This window comes from Microvirga sp. HBU67558 (assembly GCF_018069605.1).
Classification (GTDB): domain Bacteria; phylum Pseudomonadota; class Alphaproteobacteria; order Rhizobiales; family Beijerinckiaceae; genus Microvirga; species Microvirga terrae.
Genome location: NZ_JAGPUP010000081.1, coordinates 1 through 269 on the forward strand (window position 1 = coordinate 1; position 269 = coordinate 269).

At 65.4% G+C, this 269-nt stretch carries 1 protein-coding gene; it reads right to left on the bottom strand.

Features of this window, described 5'->3' with window-relative positions; all coding sequences use genetic code 11:
* Positions 1 to 136, bottom strand: a 136-nt coding sequence (locus KBI52_RS00320) for a PAS domain-containing protein (protein WP_210804732.1), incomplete at its 3' end; no start/stop codon positions are given.
* Between the last annotated feature and the right edge of the window lie 133 nt (positions 137 to 269).

Below are 269 nucleotides of genomic sequence, written 5' to 3' on the forward strand. Positions count from 1 at the left end.
CCTCGTCGGCACGATGACCGAAGATCCGCTCCGCGCCTGGGTTCCACACGCGGATGATCCCTTCGCGGTCTGATGCCACCACCGCGTCGGCGGCCGCGGAGAGAATGGCATCGGCCACAAGTCGGGTCCGATCCATCTCCGCCTCCCAATTCCTACCGCATGAAGCACCCGGATCAGGGAACCCGATCCAAGACGGCGACCCGGTGACGGTAGACCATCTCCCACCCGCGCCAGCCAGTGTAGAGCAGGAGGAGAACGACGACGAGCGA